This window comes from Prevotella sp. oral taxon 313 (assembly GCF_003043935.1).
Taxonomy (GTDB): Bacteria; Bacteroidota; Bacteroidia; order Bacteroidales; family Bacteroidaceae; genus Prevotella; species Prevotella jejuni.
Genome location: NZ_PYXE01000001.1, coordinates 1,950,997 through 1,972,275 on the forward strand (window position 1 = coordinate 1,950,997; position 21,279 = coordinate 1,972,275).

General features: G+C 42.3%; 15 protein-coding genes. 5 read left to right on the forward strand and 10 right to left on the reverse strand.

All coding sequences use genetic code 11. The features are described from left to right. Positions 1-593 precede the first annotated feature (593 nt). From AXF23_RS07655 to AXF23_RS07680, 6 genes are all read right to left on the reverse strand, one after another. Positions 594-1,907 carry a DUF58 domain-containing protein gene (locus AXF23_RS07655; RefSeq protein ID WP_107624892.1) on the reverse strand — a complete coding sequence of 438 codons (1,314 nt, stop codon included), beginning with the start codon at positions 1,905-1,907 and terminating at the stop codon, positions 594-596. 124 nt (positions 1,908-2,031) lie between these two features. Further along, a complete protein-coding gene (locus tag AXF23_RS07660; RefSeq protein WP_107624893.1) occupies positions 2,032-3,006 on the reverse strand; it encodes an AAA family ATPase in 975 nt (324 codons plus the stop codon). A gap of 48 nt (positions 3,007-3,054) precedes the next feature. Beyond that, a complete protein-coding gene (locus AXF23_RS07665) occupies positions 3,055-4,311 on the reverse strand; it encodes a DUF4350 domain-containing protein (protein ID WP_107624894.1) in 1,257 nt (418 codons plus the stop codon). Beyond that, positions 4,308-4,919: a DUF4129 domain-containing protein gene (locus tag AXF23_RS07670; RefSeq protein ID WP_107624895.1), complete on the reverse strand. Its 612-nt coding sequence runs from the start codon at positions 4,917-4,919 to the stop codon at positions 4,308-4,310. The genes AXF23_RS07665 and AXF23_RS07670 overlap by 4 nt, the downstream gene beginning before the upstream one ends. Before the next feature lie 11 nt (positions 4,920-4,930). Beyond that, positions 4,931-5,923: a hypothetical protein gene (locus AXF23_RS07675; protein WP_107624896.1), complete on the reverse strand. Its 993-nt coding sequence runs from the start codon at positions 5,921-5,923 to the stop codon at positions 4,931-4,933. Next, positions 5,898-6,875 carry a stage II sporulation protein M gene (locus AXF23_RS07680; RefSeq protein ID WP_107624897.1) on the reverse strand — a complete coding sequence of 326 codons (978 nt, stop codon included), beginning with the start codon at positions 6,873-6,875 and terminating at the stop codon, positions 5,898-5,900. The genes AXF23_RS07675 and AXF23_RS07680 overlap by 26 nt, the downstream gene beginning before the upstream one ends. Before the next feature lie 102 nt (positions 6,876-6,977). Here AXF23_RS07680 and AXF23_RS07685 point away from each other — a divergent pair, with 102 nt between their 5' ends. The 3 genes from AXF23_RS07685 (at position 6,978) to AXF23_RS07695 (ending at position 10,326) form a co-directional block, all read left to right on the forward strand. After that, a complete protein-coding gene (locus AXF23_RS07685) occupies positions 6,978-7,703 on the forward strand; it encodes an RDD family protein (RefSeq protein WP_107624898.1) in 726 nt (241 codons plus the stop codon). Between the two features lie 266 nt (positions 7,704-7,969). Continuing rightward, entirely contained in the window at positions 7,970-8,818 is an 849-nt protein-coding gene (locus AXF23_RS07690) for an SDR family NAD(P)-dependent oxidoreductase (RefSeq protein WP_107624899.1), read from the forward strand. Continuing rightward, entirely contained in the window at positions 8,815-10,326 is a 1,512-nt protein-coding gene (locus AXF23_RS07695) for a class I adenylate-forming enzyme family protein (RefSeq protein WP_107624900.1), read from the forward strand. The genes AXF23_RS07690 and AXF23_RS07695 overlap by 4 nt, the downstream gene beginning before the upstream one ends. Positions 10,327-10,663: 337 nt before the next feature. Here AXF23_RS07695 and AXF23_RS07700 read toward each other — a convergent pair whose 3' ends face one another. Then, the gene (locus AXF23_RS07700) at positions 10,664-11,077 is read right to left on the reverse strand and encodes an EamA family transporter (protein WP_107624901.1); all 414 of its coding nucleotides are present in this window, start codon (positions 11,075-11,077) and stop codon (positions 10,664-10,666) included. Positions 11,078-11,958: 881 nt separating this feature from the next. Continuing rightward, a complete protein-coding gene (locus AXF23_RS07705) occupies positions 11,959-14,982 on the reverse strand; it encodes a PEP/pyruvate-binding domain-containing protein (protein ID WP_107624902.1) in 3,024 nt (1,007 codons plus the stop codon). A gap of 257 nt (positions 14,983-15,239) precedes the next feature. On the opposite strand from AXF23_RS07705, the gene gdhA reads away from it, so the two are divergent. Beyond that, positions 15,240-16,577 carry an NADP-specific glutamate dehydrogenase gene (gene gdhA, locus AXF23_RS07710; protein ID WP_107624903.1) on the forward strand — a complete coding sequence of 446 codons (1,338 nt, stop codon included), beginning with the start codon at positions 15,240-15,242 and terminating at the stop codon, positions 16,575-16,577. A gap of 89 nt (positions 16,578-16,666) precedes the next feature. After that, positions 16,667-17,461 (forward strand): septal ring lytic transglycosylase RlpA family protein, encoded by a 795-nt coding sequence (locus AXF23_RS07715; protein WP_107624904.1) that lies wholly within the window; start codon positions 16,667-16,669, stop codon positions 17,459-17,461. A gap of 400 nt (positions 17,462-17,861) precedes the next feature. On the opposite strand, the gene AXF23_RS07720 is transcribed toward AXF23_RS07715, so the two are convergent. Both AXF23_RS07720 and AXF23_RS07725 read right to left on the reverse strand, forming a co-directional pair. Continuing rightward, positions 17,862-18,710, reverse strand: coding sequence for a hypothetical protein (locus AXF23_RS07720; protein ID WP_107624905.1), 849 nt, complete (start codon positions 18,708-18,710; stop codon positions 17,862-17,864). A gap of 856 nt (positions 18,711-19,566) precedes the next feature. Continuing rightward, positions 19,567-21,051: a hypothetical protein gene (locus AXF23_RS07725; protein WP_107624906.1), complete on the reverse strand. Its 1,485-nt coding sequence runs from the start codon at positions 21,049-21,051 to the stop codon at positions 19,567-19,569. Positions 21,052-21,279 lie beyond the last annotated feature (228 nt).

Below are 21,279 nucleotides of genomic sequence, written 5' to 3' on the forward strand. Positions count from 1 at the left end.
ATTCTATTCGAATGCAAAGTTATAAGAAACATCAGTATGCCACAATACCTATTTATTATGATTTTAGCCCACAGAACACTTAAAAATTACTTACAAATGCTTATGAACAGCGACCTAAACGACGACAGAAGGCAGCGCAACGTACTGATTTCTCGAATTCTCCCAAGCAAATGCTACACCCTAACTTGGCTTCTTTATGCCCTCTTATCATCATCGTCAACATACAAGAAGAGCGTTAGGAACGAGCAACTCCTTGTCGTTTTCAAATTCTTTTCATGAAGAAAAATATTTTTTTTCACGACAAGAAATATTTATTTTCATGATAAAAAATATTTTTCTTCATGATAATAATTCGGCATGACTACTTTTGCCTATTTGGGAAACACGCCTTGCTGACTCTTTACCAGTAATATTCTCTATCGTTCATAGCCGTTATATCCTATCGAACGGAACGCATATAACGGTCGTTACGGTCGTCTTGTTGACCCATGAAAACAATAAAGGCTGAAACCCACTGTCGGATTTCAGCCCTTAAACTCTATGTATAAAAAACGCTACCAACCATTGACATTCATAATGCCAACAGCGGAATATTACGTTAGAATCTGCCTTTGCTTCATCTCTAAATACTTATTGATGACATCAATGCTAAGCTTGTCGGGGGTTGTCAATACGCTATATATACCATATTGACGCAGTGTTGAGACTATCAAACGCTTCTCGTAGGCGAATTTCTCAGCTATAACGTGCTGATAATACTCCTCCATAGAGCGTTTAGGGGAACGTATGTAATCGTTCATTTCAGCATCCTCAAAGAAGACAACGAGTACACGGTGCCACTGACTAAGCAGCTTCAAATAAGCTAACTGCCTATTGAGAGCTGTTATACCAGAGAAGCTCGTGTATATAATAAACAAACTCCGTTTGCTTACCTGCTTATGTACATTAACACACAAATTACTGAAATCGGTCTCACCGAAATTGGTTTCTTGTGCATAAAGAGCCTCCAAAAGGGTCTGCATCTGTCCTGTTCGGTGCGATGGAGCTACGAAAGTATCTATCTTATCAGCAAAGGTTATCAATCCCGCTTTGTCATCACGACGCATAGCAACGTAGGACAAGACCAAAGAAGCATTTATACTATAATCGAGAAGCGTCATTCCACGGAAAGACTGCTGCATGACACGCCCCTTATCAATCACCGAGAATATCTGTTGAGAACGCTCATCACGATAGACATTCACCATCAGCTGGTTGCGACGTGCACTTGCCTTCCAGTTTATACTACGGTAGTCATCCCCTTTCACATAGTCTTTTATCTGTTCAAACTCCGTATTGTTACCCACACGACGAATACGTTTTATACCCATCTCTGTGAGGTTATTGCTCATTGCAAGAAGTTCATAGCGATTTAACATCAGATAAGAAGGATAGACCTTAACGTCCTTTGCATCGCCCAAAGTATAGCGTCGCTCTACAAGTCCGATGCTGGTACGTGTGAAGCAACGTATCTTACCAAAGGAGTAGACGCCCCGCTTGACTGGTGTCAGTGTGTAACGAAGTACCGTATGACCCATAGCAGCAAGAGAACTCTTATAACTGATATCTCTTCGTTGGAACACTTCTGGAGCCTCATCGATAATCGTCAGCCACACTGGGAAGGAATAATTACTCTCAAGACTTATCTTGACAACATTCTTATCACCATTAGAGAAACGCTCAGAACAGCTTCGTTTTGCACTTATCCCACGACGATGATAAAGCATAACGGCATCTATCACAACCATTACAGCAAAGATAAACAGAAGTATCTTTACGCCTATAAAAAGCTGTGGGAACACATAACCAAACCCTGCTAAGAGGGTTAGACTTGCTAAGATGATATAAAACCGTTTGGTAAGGAACATTTCTTTATCTTTTGTTAGGTGTTAGCGGGTGTCGAGAGAGGACCATAAAGAAGATAACAAACTATCTTCCAGCATACAACATCAGTATGGCGACGCTGAGTTTATCATCCTCCGTCAGACACCATTACTTAGGTACTTCCACCTTATCAATCAACCTCTGTGCAACTTTCAACGGAGTGTAACCCTCCATTTCGGCCTCAGCTGTAAGGATAAGACGGTGTTGAAGAATACTTGGAGTGACGAACTTAACATCTTCAGGCGTCACAAAGTCGCGTCCACCCAATAGTGCACTTGCCTTAGAAGCATTGAGCATTGCCACAGAGGCACGTGGACTGGCACCAAGGAAGACAGCCTTTGAGGTGCGTGTCTGCTGTACGATGTTTGCGATATAGCGTAGAAGGCTCTCTTCAACATATACAGTATCCAACTTCTTACGCATCTGCAAAAGTTCGTCAATGGTCAACACGGGTCTAACATCGGCTAACTTAATGAGGTTTCGCTTCTCTTGATGACGTTTGAGGATGTTCATCTCTTCATCAACAGATGGATAACCCATGCTTATCTTAAATAGGAAACGGTCGAGTTGGGCCTCTGGTAGACGATAGGTACCCTCCTGCTCGACTGGATTCTGCGTCGCTATAATCGTATAGACATCACTCATACGATGCGTAGTGCCGTCTACTGTAACCTGACGTTCCTCCATTACCTCGAAGAGAGCTGCCTGTGTCTTTGCAGGAGCACGGTTGATTTCATCGACAAGGACGAGGTCTGAGAACACAGGACCTTCATGGAAGTCGAACTCAGAGGTCTTCATATTGAAGACAGTTGTACCGAGTACGTCGCTTGGCATGAGGTCTGGCGTAAATTGAATACGGCTGAAACGGGCATCTATCAAGCGTGACATCAATCGTGCTAATAAGGTCTTTGCTACTCCTGGCACACCTTCTATCAGCACATGACCGTCTGCAAGGATCGCTGTTAACAACAAGGCAACTGCTTCTTGTTGCCCAACGATAACCTTACTGATTTCCTCTCTCAACTGTCTAACCTTCTGACTAAACAATTCAAGGTCAGCTCTTTCTTCTTTATACTCTTCCATCTTATCTATTGTTTTCGCTTCATTAATACTTTACTTATTATGCGTCTATCACATTAAAAGATTATTGATTATCTTATCCATACCGTCTATTGCCTTCCGCAAAGCGGCATCATTGATATATTCATCAGCCTTTAGATAATGGTCGACACGGTCGAGAATCATCCTGACCTCAGCCTCTGGCATTCCTGCTCGGAGTGCTATCTGTGCTATATCATCTTTTCTTGTTTCGGTGTCCTCCACATCAACCATCATCAAACGACGAAGGGTTTCAGTAAAATAGGCATACTTCTTCTGCAATAAGTCATGGTTGATATGCTTCTGATAATAAAGAGTTCCGATCAGTTTCACAAACTCTAACGAACGGTTCTTAGGCTCTTCTACGACTGGGATAACACGCTGTCGTCTACGTGCATAGAACACACAGAAGAGTAATAGTCCTCCTAAGGTGAGATAGATAGCCCATCGGAGAGGCTCATTTTGTAGCCAAAAGCGCAGTGGAGTCTCCTCGTTAATCTCTGCTTGAGGCGTATAAGCCTCCGTACGAACGATTGGTAAGCCACGAAACTGTGACATCAAACGAAAGACAAGACCATTAGCTTGCTCGTCAAGAATACCATAGTTGGTTAATAACAATGGTTCACAAGAAAAGAAGAGTTCTCCTTTCCCTCGTTGAATACGAACTACACGGGGCACCCAGTAGCTATCAACCTTATCAGTATACTCATCTGTCTGCCTGTTCTTAACCAAGATATCATACTTAGCAGGCTTATCCACATCGACTTTGTCGCCTGACATTGCAGAATAAAGAGTGTATTTTTTTTCTTGATAAGGCGACTGCCTACACCAAACTAACGTATCGTATGGAATCTCTTGATTCTCAATTGAGGCCTTGACCTGCATGGGAGAGAAGACATATTGGCCACTAATCGTTAATTGTAGGTCGGGATAGAGAGAGTCAGGGTCTATTGATGACGTTGCAATAAACACCTTATTACCTGCTTTCAGAAGTCGGTCTAACGCACGGAGGTCGGTTGGTGAAGGGTTAAAATCGATTGATTGAATTAAGAAGCCGTGTGGTTTCTTTCCATAACCCTCGCGTTCCAACTGTGATAAAGTCTTTCGTGTCACCTCATAACCAGCAGGTACTGATTTCTTCATCAGCGAGTCGAACACCTCACAACCAAAGGGTTGCTTATCATGATGACTAAAGGTAGGACCCCAAACAAACTTTGAAGGCGCATTCCACTCTAATAGGAATACAAAGACAAGGAAGCCAACTATAAAGATCAAGAACTTTTTGTTCATCGCTTACCTCCTTCCTTTATCTTGCTTTCTAAGTCTAAGAGCAGCTTAACAGTTTCTTCCGAAGCTTGGTAATTACCGTATCTTACACGCATAAAAGCAGTTGTCATTCGCCCAAATTCAGCAGATAAGAATTCACGAGTGTACTGTGTTGGCGTCTTATAGAGTTGCCAACTAATCATATTATTATCTGATAACCATCGAAGTGTACGCAAATAGACTATTCGAACAGCCTTATAATAATCCTTCTGTGCCATTGCCTTCTCATAGACAGCGTCGAAATTGACTCCATAGATATTGTCTTCCTCGTCGTCGTCAGCCGTCACCTTGCCCGTTCTACCAAAGAGTTTGAATTGATGACGATACAAGATAAAAGCTATCAGACCCACAACTACAAGCCCAAGGAAGATGTAAACGACCATTCGAAAGTCCAAATCGCCACCATAATCAAAGATGTCAGAGAAGAAATCACCTATCTTCTGCATCAACCAACTCGTCCAGTCGAGTTCTGGAGCCTGTAACTCGCGTGCATAATCGTATGCTCCATCAGCGCAATACTGGTGAAGTAAGGTTGTGTCACACGACAGAGTATCAGTCAATGGTTGTAACATACGAATGGTTATCAGAGTTTATCAAAATTGTCAATATCGTTATCTTCCTCCTTCAACTCCTCAAAACGCTGTATATCCTTCTCTACTGAGAACCCATCTTCTTCCTCTGCTATACTTCCATAGTGGAACGCCAAGGCAAAAGTAGAGAGTGTCATCGTAAGATACATACAGAAGTTCATGAATACAGATGCCAAGTACACGCAGAAGCTATAGACTGGACTACCTACAAAAGCAGCCTGACTTGACTGATCTACTATAAAGACTCCTCTCACAATAGTCAGCATATACCATGGTAGAGTAGTAAAGGAACTGATGGTATTGCTTAGGAATCCCATCACAAAAATCAATCCTAACAATGACCAGAAGGATTTGAATCCTAACCTTATACCACGTAGAAGCGCATTGAACAAAGACTCGTCTTCTTCAAAGACATATACTGGTATTGCCATTGAAACAGGTAGACTGAACACAAGAATGCCCAGAAAGAAGAACACCACCAGTATCACCGTATCAAGAAGTACTGTGAATGTGATGAGAAGAGCCATAAGAACTATCAGGATAGCAACCAAGACCAAGGACATTACCAACGACCGTTTGATTACCTTAATAATCGTCGGTTTTAAGTCACTCATCATCACTCCACGTAGTCTGTTAGGGCTTGCTTGATAATACTTAACCATTCCAAAGCAGATACCCGTCAATAGAATAGTTCCAACCATCATACAAAGACAGTAGCCCAAGTACGCTCCTCCCATTCGAAGCAACATGCTATCTGACAAATCCATGTTGTTGCCTATACCCAACGTATTGGTATAAAAAGGCGTCAACACATTCATCATCACCTCCATAACAACCCCCTGTACCAAGCAAAGAGGCAAGAGTAGGTAGGTACATGCACGTAGTAACAACTTGAAATTCTCACGTATAAAGCCGAAAACAGCAGAGAATTTCTCGCCGAAACTACGCATCTCATAAAGTTCAATCTTTGGTCTTTCTATTTGCATTGCGCTGATAATTACGTTTATAAGGTAAGTAAATAAAATAAAACACGACAAAAGCTAATGATAACAGGATGATACTGAGCCGAACAATATCGTTCAGTTCCGTATGACGAGTTATGAAACTCTCGATAAAACCTGCTAAGATAAAGATTGGGATAGTCCCCACAATAATCTTCATTCCCCTCTTTGCGCCACGTTGGAAGCTAACAATACGTGAATAAGTACCAGGGAATAGCCATCCATTACCTATCGCCAATCCTGCAGCACCTGCCACAATGATAGCCGAGAGTTCCAATGTTCCATGCAACATCGTGGCTAAAAGACTTTCTCCTAATAGTCCGTGCTGATAAAAGAAGGTGTCGAAACAACCTATCATGATACCATTTCGGAAAAGTAGTATGCCCGACATAAAACTTGTCAGTACGCCAGAGACAAAGACATTAAACGACACCATGATATTATTTAGCGTAATACTGAGGAACATGTTTGCCTCGCTTTCTTGGCCATATACTCCCATTGGCTGACCCTTAGCTATATTTTCAAGTGTCATATCCATGTATCCATCACCCAAAATAAGCCGTGGGAAAGACTCGTCGCCTAATGTAGACACAACGCCAACCAGCACACTTATCATGAAGATAACAAAGGACAGAAGCAGCAAACGACGTTCTTTCCACATCACATCAGGCACCTCTTGTGTCCAAAAGGTTATCAGTCGTCCCCATTTCTCACGTTTATTGCGATAGATCTCATTATGTAGTGCTGAAGCAAGGTTGTTCAAGTAGATAGTTATACGCGAACGGGGATAATGTGTTTGAGCAAAGGCAAGATCGGCCGTCAGCTCGGTATAAGCATCAGCCAACTGGTCGGGCATCTCAGACTTAACATTCTCTATCATCCCTTCCATAGTCCTCCACTTAGCAATGTTATTGCGTATAAATAGTATCTCCTTCATGAAAAATCACATGTATAAGCGCACATTATTATTCAATTGAGCGCAAATTTAGAGTTTTTTTTCTACATTTGCAACAGAAACAACATATAATTAACAATAGATATGTCGGAAGCCAACATCATTACCGGACAATATGTGCAAATAAGTCAATCTCCTGCCAGCTTAGGTGAACGCATCATGGCGCAGGTTATTGATAGTGTTTTAATCATCTTTTATGTGATTGGCATCTCTATTCTCATTGTCGAAACCAAAGCTGACTTCTTTACGAATAACATCTTCTTCGCACTCGCTATATACCTACCAGCACTTTTCTATTCGTTCTTAATGGAGCTGTTTAATCACGGGCAAAGCGTGGGAAAAATGGTCATGCACACCCGTGTCGTGAAGAAGGATGGTACGACTCCGGGGATTGGTAATTTCTTCATGCGTTGGCTTCTGCAACTTGTCGACATCGGTTTCTCTTGTATTGGAGTCTTGATTATACTCGTTTCGAAGGATTCTCAGCGACTTGGCGACCTTGCTGCAGGCACTATGGTGATACGTATCAACAACTACCACAAGATACAAGTGTCGCTTGATGAGTTCTCATACCTCGATAGGAAGTATAAGCCAGTATATCCACAAGCAGAAGACCTCTCCCTAAATCAACTTGATGTCATCCAACGTACGCTTAACACAGAATACGGATATGAACGTGAAAGGCGCATCACCTCGCTTGCTGCTAAGGTTAGGGAGCATCTGAAGATTACTGATACTAAGACTGATGACGAGAAGTTTCTCTATACAATCTTACGTGATTACCAACATTTTACGTTGGAAATAATATAAAGAAATAGGGAAAAGACAAGTATAAAACAGCATGAATATCTAAGAAAACTGCGCTGTATAACTTTGGTATTAACGCCTTATGATGCCATGTTATAACGACAACTATAAAGCGTTCTACCCATTTTCATTCAACGTATTATTGCTTAGCACATAATGTGCGGATGCCCAACACACATGGTGTTCATGCCTAACACATGATGTGCGGAGCATTAATCACATCGCTATTGGTTATCAAAACAAGCACTACTGATTGTTAGAAAAGAGTTATGATGACGTCTCTCAGAAAAAAGATAATAGTTATTGGAGGTGCATTGGCTTACCCATCCATAAGTCTAACACCTGACATTACAAGAGAACACTTCTCTGGGAAGTGGGTACTTGTGACGGGTGCATCGCATGGAATAGGGAGAGCATTAACCGAAAAACTAATTAGTGCAGGTGCAAATGTCTTCCTCATTGCTCGAAGCGAAGCGGACTTATGCCTCTTATGTGCCAAAGCTAAGCAAATAGGAAGTAGTGCAGACTACTGCGCAATAGACCTAAGAGACAGAGAAAAACTGGAACTGCTTTGCCAAAAACTAAGGGAAACACTACCACGGTTAGATTACTTCTTTTGCAATGCCGGTAAATCTATCCATCGCAAGATCAATGATGCGCAGGACCGCCTACACGACTATGACCGTACGATGGACCTCAACTATCGTTCCTTGGTTGCACTTTCATTAGCTATCTTACCTGCCTTGAAGGCAAGTAAAGGGCATATCGTCTACTCTTCATCAGTGAGTACACTCTATCCAATGGCACCAGGCTGGTCGGCTTATCATGCTTCAAAAAGTGCGGCAAACACATGGTGCGAAACGGCAAACAGCGAGTTTGCGCCGTTAGATGTTCACGTGCAGATAGCTTATTTACCCTTGGTTCACACTGCGATGTCAGATGTCAACAAACAATACAAGCACTTACCTGCATACACACCAGCTGATGCAGCCAATATTCTATTGAAACTTGCTATACGGAAGGTCAGGACTTATAAACCTTGGTGGACAAAGTTTTCTGTCCCAATAGCCTATCTCATTGCTCCGATTATCCATCTATATTATAAGCGATTGCCATGAGAAGAAAGAATGAAGCTATCCTTTCTATTCTCTATCGCTTACACATAATCTCACCAAAGGGCATATTTGTGTGGGCTAAAAGCCTCATCTCTGAAGGCATCAGCCTAATGGCACTGCTCCGGTTTGCGGCTCATTTCTATCCACAACGCTGTGCCCTGAAAGATGGAAAGATGTCATTGACCTATCAAAAGGCTTACCAGAAGGCACAAGACCTTGCTCAGCTCCTTTATACGCAATACCATCTACGCCCTAACATGCGTGTCGCCATCTTAGGACGAAACAGTCTTATCCTTACTTTACTCCTCCCTGCTCTCTCTCGACTTGGCGTACAAACCGTCTTATTAAATACGGATATGGGAAGAGAACAACTATCCTACCACCTTAGAGGACGACAATATCAACTCTTTATCTATGACGACGACTTGATAGAAAACCTACCTCCTATCTCGTATCAGACTGTCACTACCACCGAACTTCACCACCTTATTATATATAGGGAATATCAGTACGAACGAAAAAGACTCCCTCGAATAGGGCGCGGAAGGGAGATTATCATCCATACTGGCGGTTCGAGCGGGAACTATCAGCGTGTGGAACGGCGCCCATCTGTCACGTCCTTTCTCCCACCACTCGTTGCCCTCCTTCGAGAGATAGGGGTCTATCAATATGAGAGTGTACTCATCGCTCTCCCTTTCTATCATGGTTTCGGACTTGCCACGCTCATCGTTTCTCTCTTGATGGGAAAGGAAATCTACTTACAAGGACGCTTCGATGCTCCAAAGACCTTAGAGATTATTCAGCATGAACACATCGAAGTGATGCCTATCGTCCCTGCCATGCTTTCAAGAATTTGGCAGACAAAAGGGGCAAAAGAGATGATGAAGAGTCTGAAATGTATGATTTGCGGTGGAGATAGTCTCCCTAAAAGCCTCATCAACCTAACCCATAATCAACTTGGCGAGATACTCTTCAATCTTTATGGTACGTCTGAAGCGGGCTTCTTCTTGCTGGCTACCCCTCATGACCTCGCTTCTTTCGACGAGCCAACACTTGGTAAGGCTATATGGGGAGTGCGCTGTAAGATTAAAAAGACCGACAAGGAGAATACGGGTGCCTTGTGGGTACAATCAAGTTGGGCCATGACAGGACGTAAGAATAAGTGGCAGAACACAAAAGACATTGTCTATCAGAACGCTGAAGGTTACTTTTTTCATCGTGGCCGTACCGACCGAATGGTTGTTTGTGGTGGTGAGAATGTACATCCCGAACACGTAGAGCAGGTGCTTCTCTCCCACCCTCTCATCGCCGCAGCACGTGCGTTCAGTGTCCCCAACCCCGACTTTGGCAATGTTATCCACGCTGAAGTAGAATGTGCTCACAATTCCTCTCTCTCCCAGTCTGCCCTCCTCAACTGGCTTCGTCCCCAACTCTCACGAGCAGAAATGCCACATGCTATCACCTTTAAGACCATTGATATGCTCTCTACTGGTAAGCAGAAAGCGCATTGAAATCCCTTATCTTCATCATCCTCCATAAGTCGTTTTGATTTATTTTCATGATAACAAAGATTTATTTTCATGATAAAAAATATTTTTCTTCACGACAAGAAATATTTTTTATCATGAAAATAATTCGCTAACAACCAAATGGGATGCTACTAACAGCATTGAATGGAACAAACTTAGAACACGTCTTTATAGTATTATTAGGGGTAAGGAAACACATTAGAAGAGCATAGACTTTCTACCAACAAACCCACTTCTGGCATAAAAGAACAATGGTTCTGTTAAGATATTGGGCATTCAAAGGAGGCAGACGGTGTAACTTGTTTATGAGTCTATCCGCTTATATTATCATAAAAATACTGCCCACGGCAATAAGCAAAGCACCTAAGATAACCTTAATTGATGGCTGTTCGTGTAGAAACAAGAAGGCTAACAGCATAGTGATAACGACACTCAACTTGTCAATAGGTGCAACGCGAGACACATTACCCAGTTGAATTGCCTTGAAATAAAAGAGCCAAGACAAGCCTGTAGACAGACCAGAAATAATAAGAAAGAACCACGTGTTCCTACTTACATCCTTCATTTCATTAAGATGACTACCGAAAATTACAATGCCCCAAGTCAGCATGAGGATGATAGTGGTACGTATGGCTGTGGCAAGGTCTGAGTTTATATCCTTAACACCAACCTTTGCAAAGATGGCTGTTAACGCAGCAAAAAGAGCTGAAAGCAACGCATATATTTTCCACATAATGACTTCTTTTAGTAGAACAAATTATCTTGACGTCAGGAAATCGCACCATTCCACGGCGACAACTATATAATATTTTAATCTTAAAGCAATTACTTACTCTTCATCCTTACTATTGTCGAATAATTCTATAACACATAAGCTTTACGCTGCCAGGCTATAACCATCCATCCTAATAAAATCCTTCTCGTTGTGTCGTACATTATCTGAAAGTCTGTATCGACACACTTAACGCTATCTGATAAGCCATCTGTCTATCTTCATCATCCCCGCTTTGTTCAGATGATTATTGCCCTATTCACTTAAAAACCTTAGCTAAATCATTCGCTTCTATAGCTCAATCAAGCCAACAAGGTTTATGACTATCCACAGTTCCAATCTTCTTCCCGACTTAACAAATGCAAAGGTAACATATCTATTACACTCCCCAAAATCTTTATACAATACTTCTGCGCAAGTAATCAAGAGTTCGCATAAATTAAGACAGGGGAAGACAAGAGTTCACAATATTATCTTTTGCACTGGCTGTTTCCACAGTGTTCCTTCTTCATACAAATTATTTGTTAGCCATAGGGAGTTATCGTTCCCCACAAACTTACCAAGGTTAATAGCACGAAAAGCAAAACCAAATTTGCTGTCATTACTGTCATGCTATGTACGCATCAAACTTATTGAGTACAAAACACTTACGAGAAATGTTAAATGTGACAGCAACTTAAAATAAAAAAAATAGTAGTATATTGTCACCAAGTCCTACTGATTTTAGCAGGTACTACCTTCGTTGAATTTATGGGGCTTACAACAAAGCCATCATCCACAGACTACTTCCGTGGATGATGGCTTTACTTTTATAGAATCATACCCTCTTTTAGAGAGGAAGCCTATTCCTTTTTCTCTTGAGGAAGCATGATAAGGGCTTCTTGTTTCTTACCATCCATCATAATCTTTAATGGATTTGGGAAACGAACATGGCGTACCCACTGAGTTTCTTCCACAGCAGGAAGGGCATCAAGTACACTGCGTTGATAGAATCCATCTTCCTTATAAGGATTAATTGTAAAGTAGCCTACACCGAAAGAAGTGAGGTTTTGGAAGAAATGCGTTCCTTGACTTGGGTCTACACGATAGTGTTCCAGTCCCTCCTCAACGATGACACGCGCTGCCGAGATATGTGGCCACTTCACTGGAATACCCAACCAAGGGTCGCTTGAACCCCAACGACCAGGACCAATGAGCACATAATTCTTGTCAGTATCAAGGAACTTGCGGTTTATCCGTTCTATCTCATCTGCTATAGTAGGATTGTTTGATGCAGAGAAAGAGCTGTCGGTCTTTACATATACAACATCTTGTACATCATCCGACACGCCATGTCCCAAAGAGTTATGGCTCCGCAAGAGACATTGATCGTCATGAATAGCCGTGAGGTCCTCGTCTAACATCTGTTTAGAATCAACTATCGGACGAATCTGCAGAAGGTATAGTTCACCCGTACGATCACTATTCAGATTGACAGCAAACTCAATTTCAACAGGGCGACGCATAGCCTCAGCACCATAAGTCATCGCCATTTGGAGTAACTCTGGTAGTGGGAAGACATTCTGCTGAAGAACTCCACAGAAAGAGATAACCTTCCGTCCACCCTCGTAGAGCCCATCATAGATAGCATTGTCCTCTGGCGAGTAAGTAGAAACGATATATTGTAGACTGCCATCAGCCTCAGCGTCTTTCACACGCAACTTGAGGATATTAAATCCATCATCCACCTTAAAGTCCTCGCTGATATGCTTCATGTCAAGCGCATAGAACTGGGTCTGTGTTTCACGCAAGGCTATTGCCATCTCACTCATCTGCAACACCTGATGTGGATGGAACGGACAAACACGCAGGGTCTGTCCTCCATCGACAATATACTTACCCAATCCCAATGCCAAAGAGGCAATACCTTCCTCTGCTTTCTCTTCTCCTATCGGGTAATAGTTGAGAGAACGAAGCACACCAGAGATGTTTGGATAGAAATGATCTCCATACTCCTTACCGACAACCTGCTGTAAGATGACTGCCATCTTCTCCTGATCAATTACATTACTTGTGGCTGTCATATAAGCTTTGGAGTCACGATAATAAACCGAAGCATAGACGGCTTTAATCGCACAAGCCAACATTCGGAGCATCTCATACTTATCCTCGAGATAAGGAATCATATAAGTAGAATAGATACCAGCAAAGGGTTGATAGTGACTATCCTCTAACAACGAACTTGAACGGACGGCTATTGGTGAGCGAGTAGCCTCAAAGAAGGTAAAGAAGTCGCCTATATACTCATCTGGTAACTGGGCACGAAGGAAGGATTGGAGTATCTCTTCGTCGCTTGCATCACTCAAAGCAATCTGGTAAAGATTGTTTTGTTCCATAAAGCTATCGAAGACATCCGTACAAAGGACGACCGTCTTCGGTATCTGTACCTTTGCATTGGAGAAACGATTGAAGTCTGGCCGGAGTTTGATGACGTTATCCAAAAAAGCCAAACCACGTCCCTTGCCACCTAACGAACCGTCTCCGATACGTGCGAAATGGGCATATCGGTCGAACTTATGTCTATCAAATAGGGCAACGACACCCACATTGCGCATCCTACGATAGGCAACAATGGCATCAAAGATAATCTGTCGGTGCATATCTACATCCTGTAGTTTATGCCATGTAATACCTTTTAGGAAGGAAGAAACTGGGAAAATGGCACGTGCAGAGAGCCAACGACTCATGTGATTACGAGAGATATGATAGAGCATAGAGTCACGAGGAATCTTAAAGATATTGTCTTGCAACTCTTTCAGATTACGAACACGCATCACCTCCTCATGAGTCTTCGGATTACGGAAGATGAAGTCGCCAAAGCCCATGTGTTCCTCAAGTAGTCGACGGAGGTCTACACTCATCTTCTTTGAGTTCTTATCAACAAAGCAGAAGCCTTCTGCCTCAGCTTTCTCACGGTTCTCACTTTCTGAACTCTCTATAATCAAAGGGAGATATTCATCCTCCTTTCGAATGGCACGAAGCAATTTTAAGCCTGCCTCAGGGTCTTTCTCTACGACAGGTACACTACCTTCTGCAGTAGTCTGAGTGTTTTCGTCTACATTATTAATAGGGAATCTTACATCAGAGATAACACCCAAACAGTTGTCCTTATAACGTTGATAGATATCCCATGCTTCCTCGTATGTACGCGCTAAAACAACCTTTGGACGTCCACGCTGGCGCAAAGAGGCATCGTGTCGGGTCAAGGCTTCAGTGGCAAAGTTCTGACTCTGCGTAAGAATATAGCTATATAAGTTAGGTAGAATAGATGAGTAGAAACGGATTGAATCCTCTACGAGTAATATCATCTGTACACCGACCTCATGGATATCATTGTCTATATTCATCTTATCCTCCATCAACTTAATGATAGAAAGGATGAGATTGGTATTCCCCAACCAGCAGAACACATAATCAAAGATACTGAGGTCTTCGTTTTGTATACGCTTTGTAATACCATGAGAGAAGGGAGTCAGTACGACACAGTGGATGTCTGGGAACTCTGCCTTTACAGCTCTTGCCACATCAAAGGCATCATTATCGGCATTACCCGGCATACAAATCACTAAATCAATGTCTACTGTGTTTAGCACCTTAGATGCCTCTTCGATAGTAGACACCTGTGTAAAGGTTGGCGGATAACGCAAACCTAACTCCATATACTCATTGTAGATCTTCTCCTCTACACGCCCATCATCTTCCAACATAAAGGCGTCGTATGGATTTGCTACAATCAAAACATTGTAGATTCGTCGCATCATTAGATTGACGAAACTAACGTCTTTTAGGTAAAAATTACTCCATTGCGCTGGTACTTGCTCACTCATAACAGAAAACTTAATTTTGAACAAAAATACAAAATAATTATAAGGTAACCTATCTTTTAGCTACTTAAATAATATTTTTTTTATTACTTTGCACACTGGTTACGTTCTTTTGCGACCATAGACACGTCCAAAAAGAAGCAAAGGAATAAAAAATTATTGCTTTTCATTTGGAGGTTTGATTTTATTTGGATATATTTGCCGTACCATTCTGAACTGAATGATACTATCTAACATAAACAAATAAAAGTCAATTTACTATGGAAGTCGAAAAAATCATGCAAGCACTGGAGCAGAAGCATCCAGGTGAGTCAGAGTATTTACAGGCCGTACATGAAGTACTCATGTCTGTAAAGGACGTTTACAATCAGCACCCAGAGTTTGAGCGCGCAAGTATTATTGAGCGCATCGTGGAGCCTGAGCGTATTATCACATTCCGTGTTCCTTGGGTTGATGACCAGGGAAAAGTACAGGTAAACATCGGTTATCGCGTACAGTTTAATGGCGCTATCGGCCCATACAAGGGTGGTTTGCGTTTCCACGCATCAGTAAACCTTAGCATTCTGAAGTTCCTCGGCTTCGAGCAGACATTCAAGAATGCACTCACCACATTGCCTATGGGTGGTGGTAAGGGAGGTTCTGACTTCTCTCCACGTGGTAAGAGCGATGCTGAAATTATGCGTTTCTGCCAAGCTTTCATGAATGAGTTATATCGCCACATTGGTCCAGATGAGGACGTTCCTGCAGGTGACATCGGCGTTGGTGGTCGTGAGATTGGTTATCTCTTCGGTCAGTATCGCAAGTTGACCCACCAGTTCCAGGGTATGCTCACAGGTAAGGGCAGAGAATGGGGTGGCTCTATCCTCCGTCCAGAGGCTACAGGTTATGGTGCACTCTATTTCGTTCATCAGATGATGGAGACTCATGGTCTTGACATCAAGGGTAAGACTGTTGCTATCTCTGGTTTCGGTAACGTTGCATGGGGTGCTGCTAAGAAGGCTACCGAACTTGGTGCAAAGGTTATCACATTGAGTGGTCCTGACGGTTACATCTACGATCCGGACGGCATCAGTGGTGAGAAGATTGAGTACATGCTCGAACTTCGCAACAGTGGCAACGATGTTTGTGAGCCATACGCAGAGAAATATCCAGGCGCAAAGTTCTTCAAGGGTCATAAACCTTGGGAGCAGAAGGCAGATATCTATTTGCCATGTGCTACTCAGAACGAGCTCAACGGTGAGGATGCCGACAAGATTCTTGCATTCAAGCCATTGTGTGTTGCTGAGGTTTCAAACATGGGTTGCACAGCTGAGGCTGCTGAGAAATTCACTGAGGCTAAGCAGCTCTTCGCTCCTGGCAAGGCTGTCAACGCAGGTGGTGTGGCAACATCAGGTCTCGAAATGTCACAGAACTCTCTCCGTCTCTCATGGAGTCCGGAAGAGGTTGACCAGAAGCTCCATTACATCATGAGTTCTATCCATGAGCAGTGCGTGAAATATGGTAAGCAAGCTGATGGCTACATCGATTATATTAAGGGCGCTAATATTGCGGGCTTCATGAAGGTAGCGAAGGCTATGCTCGCACAGGGTGTCGTATAATAAAGACCAGTCTTTCTATTCTCTCCCTGCCTTCAAGGTAGGGAGGGAATATATTCTCTTTGAGAAGGCTGGTAATACTTAACAATAAAATGTATAGAACCAAACTTCTCTTGATAGCGTTATTTACGCTATGCAATATCTTTACGCTGACCATTCAAGCACAGTCAGACGGTAAAGCTTCTTATTATAGTAATGGATTGCACGGTCGCCGAATGAGTAATGGCGAACGCTATGATCGTAATGCATTTACTTGTGCACATCGCACGCTTCCCTTTGGCACACGTCTAAAGATTACAAATCCTCGTAACGGAAAGTCGGTTATTGTCCGTGTAACGGACCGTGGCCCTTTTGTTCGTGGTCGTGTGGTTGACTTATCATACGCTGCTGCACGCGAGTTAGGTACGCTTGCCAGCGGTGTAGCCTACGTCAAGGTTGAACTGGTACGTAAAGAGACCGAGATTCCGTACCCTTCTGAGTCAAATGGCACAATTGAGATACCTGAAGTAGAATATGGTACTGCAGGTATCTGTTATGAGTTTATCCCAGAATGGGAGAAGGTTGAAGAGGATAAACCTAAGGAGATTGAACGTAAAGTGGATACTCACTTGAATAACAAGAGGGTGTCTAATCAGGCGAAGGTTGAGAAAGAATACAATACATCATACAAACAAAAACAGGCTGTTAGTTCTAACAATCAACAGACCTCTAAAGTTAAGCCGACAACAATACCTGCCCGTTCGTCTCAGCAAACAGCTAATCGACAGCAAACAACCCAACAGAACAAGACAAACACACAGTCACCAACGTCTAAAAATGGGTCAAGTAGTAGTTGGATGGACTTCTTTAAGCGAGTCAAGGATGGGGTAACAGGCCTCTTTGAATAAGTAATCAATTATCAATATATCAGCTCGTTAGGGATTTAGCATGCCTCATCTCATTGTCAAACAGATTGTTTCTCGTTATTATAAAGTTATACATTAAGCTACATAAACTTAGGGAGACAAACAAGATAACGACAAGATGTGTTAGCCTCAACACCATCTAATGAATTAAGGAACATCGTAGTCTAATAGCTTATTGCGCTTAAACTATTAGACTCAACATAGAAATAGGGGATGCATCAATTACCAGATGCATCCCCATTCCGTCATTTAAAGTTATCGTTATCAGTAGTTAGTACTTACACAATAATATCTTTATAATCTCTATCTAATTATATTCTATTAAGCAACAAGCACTTAAAAAGCATCCTTAGCTTTTGTCATCCATGCCTTGTTGACATTTCTATCGACTCGTATTCACACTTACGTTTGAGACCTTACAGATACTCTTCTGCCCTTGCAGAATAGTCAATGCAAATTGTGACACGCCATTCTTCAATTTCTTATCACCTCTTATATATATGATGTAACTAATGGTCTTGCCTGGCTCTATACGTTCTATTGGTCCAGAAGGATTGACGATAACATTCGCATTCCCTGTAGTCTCCATGACTGAAGGGCGCAAATTGTTAATAACACTTTCGCCATGATTAGTTACGTCAAACACTATCTTTCCTGCTTCATTGCGTGACAACAGTCCATCGTGGTTCTCATCTTCAAAACGAACGTTTGACAACTCAATCCTTGGAGCATTTTGATAAGTAGCCGATAGCCTGTCTACACTAATCTCCTTAGGAGTTGTCTTGTTCGGCTGAGCGACATTACTATTGTTCGCTACATCGCTATCTTGGAAGTTATAAATACGGTCGTCACCAGAGTTAGTATTATCAAAACCACTACTATCTACACCGCTTGGCTGAATATAATCATCCGTCTGATTATTATAATCATATCCCGTACGGTCTCTCCTCTCACGTGCCTTGCGTTGCTGCACCTTCTCATAGTGGTCGTGTACATCCTCTCTCTGACGCTGGTCTGCCTTCTGACCCATCTTAGCACCAATGATAGCACCACCAGCCATACCGACTATTGTACCAATATCCGAACCTCTTGCTCCACCAGTAATACCACCGATAGCACCTCCAAGAATACTCCCTAATGAGCCTCCGGACATTGCACCCGACCCAGCGTAAGTACCACAACTACTTAGCACTACTGCTGCGGATAGAGAAAGAATGAACCCCTTCGTCATAACTTATAATCTTTTAACGTTAGCAAATTTAGCTACATTTTTTCACACTTACAAAGATATTTCCCTACTCGATGGAGGGAAAACCCTATAACACACTTTTCGTATCTCAGAACTCATGATTATAAGCAATCCAAAACGCCTCTGTCAACCTTTTTTACCTCCGCTAAGAATCTACTTTTATCACCTCTCCTAAGCTCAAGTTTACCAACGAGACACTCCTATAAGGACATTAAGAAAGAGAATGAAAAAGTCATACATGCAGACAGGAATGTAGGGGTATATCGGTAAGCACTCCCCTTTTCTATTCGAAAAGGAGGCGGAGAGAAGACAATAGAGACCATGAGAAGAATTCCCTCTATTATCTTTTTGTCATCATTTTTCGCGCTACTACAATCCAACACATGCTCTTCAAGCTTTAAGAAGACGCCTTTCTATATTCAAGAACATGCCCCTCTTGCACGTTGAAGAGGCCTCTCTTAGAGCAAGAAAGGCGTCTTCTTCAATACTAAACGTAACACACTGATTACTTGAAAGTTGAGAACCCAAATAAAGAGGATATTGTAACCTTACATTTAGAGCCTTTTACTCGGTACTATGTAAAGGTTTTTCATAACATTGTTAACACCTTCGCTGTATGCGATAATTACCAAGAACATCTCATAAGCATGCAAAAGATATAAAAAGATGTATTTATCTTCTAAGAGACTAACAAGGATATTTGCACACAGGGTGAGCACAAACACAGGTAGCCCCACCTCCACTTCTTGTTTAAATACAGAGCGAAACTATCACAGAAATACCCCTACAACAGAGCTTGTAAACTTAGCAGACATCCCTTTCCTGCCTCATGCTTCGACTACAAAAGTGTTATAGTATCATTCGAACTGTCTGAAGTATTCTCTTTTATAGGGATGTACAACAACTGATTGTCAAAGGCGACATAACGTTTATCACCCCATGTAATAATACCAACAGCATCATCTAAGGTGCAACTCCTCAATTCCTCATGTTTAGAGACCGACACTCTATACTCTTTCCCAGCCTCATCTCTAACAGAAATGTATGTCGGCGTAATTGCTTCTAAGCCAAGATAGAAAGTATAAGAATAGGCCTCAAAGTCGTTTATAAGCTCTGTCCCTTCTCTCGTTGGAGGTATCCATCCTTCTTTTGCACGCCTCAACTGCATCGGCTGAAACCATGACACATCCATCATAAACGAGTCGAACGACATCAACAAAGGGTCATCCTCGTCGCTGAATGAGAAATATAAATAGGTAACATCATCCTTTGACAGTAGATCGTTATTAAGCCACTGCGCTACAGAGCGGGGATGTTGCACACAGGCATAGTCCTCACCATTACTGTGAAAAGTGACCGTGAATTGTTGCTGATGTAGCGTTTTATCCTCGTCGTCTTTGTGAAAATAATGAGTGAAAGCATACCCCGTTGCCGTCTCCTCAACTTCCCAATAGTCTGCATGATGTTCATTATGATGTTTGCCCAACCAATATCCGTCAAGATTAGGGTAGACTTGATTCCACTGTTCACGGCGACCAGTCTCCGCAAGTTGCTCTGTACTAACAAGAACAGAAAGATTACTAAGTACGTCTATCGTGAGCTTTATCAATCGAATACGGGTCAGCTTCTCCTCTACATCCTTCAAAGCTTTATGGAAGAGGGCCATTCGAGGTGTCTGTACAAAGAGTATATTCCGATGACAAACACCCGAAAAGAAACGATAGACACGCTCATATTGTGTTCGCATCTCCGCCACATTACCCTGTCGTGTCTCGACAGACTGAGGCAGAGCACCAAGCATTATCAAGAGGAAAATAGCCAGACAATAAACGTCTTTTGCCTTCAACTGCTGGAGAATTTCTCGTTTGCAACCCTGTTGCTGTTCGTCGATCTCATCATCGAAGATACATACATTGACTATCTGTTCACACCATGCAGTCTGATTGTTCACTTTATCTCCGCCTGTCAAGTACGCTTTATACTTCTCTATCAGCTTGGCAACTTGACTATAAGCATCCAACAGCCACTCAATAGAAACACCCATTTCGTCATACCATTCACGTGCCAACTCATGAAAGATGGCCCTACGAAGGAACGCATCTTTCCCACCAACACGACCAAAAGAGTTGTTGCCTCCACCCGACTTTCCTATATGTTGCCACAGTTCCTCACCGCTATTATAGAGTAAGCGGAGCTTAAACAGAGTGTTCAACTTCTCTTTCATCTCCTCATCATCTCTATCTATGGCTACCGACTTGCCTGATGACTCGACAGTTGTATGTTCTAAATTAAGGGTCTCATCACCTTTATTCTTATCTTTCATACTATTCTTTGTAAGTCGCTTCCTTCTTCTATCCGCTACTTTTCTTATATGTCTACCTCCCCTCCATGTGGAGAATAACAACTGGGTTTACGCACTTCAAGAAGAAAACAGACTCTTCCTTTCTTCATATATTACTAATCGCAGCACTAAAGCCACTCTCCTGCAAAAATACAAATTAATTCCTTTGTGCCTCTCACGAAGTTACATTTATTTTGCAGACTGAGTCAA